Source organism: Oleiphilus sp. HI0066, from assembly GCF_001635725.1.
The window spans coordinates 1-480 of record NZ_LWFH01000888.1 but is presented as its reverse complement, the minus strand read 5'-3'; the positions used below and the strand labels follow the sequence as shown (position 1 = coordinate 480).

At 41.9% G+C, this 480-nt stretch carries 1 protein-coding gene; it reads left to right on the top strand.

From position 1 onward, the window contains the following. Nucleotides 1-53: 53 nt before the first annotated feature. A partial coding sequence (locus A3738_RS10475; RefSeq protein ID WP_156504185.1) for a hypothetical protein occupies nucleotides 54-480 on the top strand: 427 nt, incomplete at its 3' end.

The following is a 480-nucleotide window of genomic DNA, read 5'->3' as shown; positions in this document are numbered from 1 at the left end:
AATCGCTGCTTAAGACATTGGCGCAACCGGCGCATAATCGCTAAGGATATATTTTGAGTTTACGTATTGGGTTACCATTCAAAGCACTGTTATGCGCTACGACCTTTATCCTCAGCAGCCCCATGTTCGCTGAAGAAGCTCCCCTAGACCACGACGCTATCGAAAAACCTATCGATAGATATCAAATTGAGTTTGTATTATTCAAGCAACAAAACCCTGATCTTGAGGTTTTGGTTTTTGAGAAAGTGCGAACGCCAATTGAACCTAGCAGCTCTAATAATTTCTTGTACGAGTATCTTGATTCTTCGCTAACCGCAACTCAACTACTACAGCCTCAGAAAGAAGATCAACGCCTTATTGATATTCCACGCCAGTTTGATGAGAAAGGCATTGATATTTTAGCTAGAGGCGCATGGCAACAAGAGATCGATAACGACACTAGAACACTTCCTATTATTTTGACGGGCTCTAATATCGACT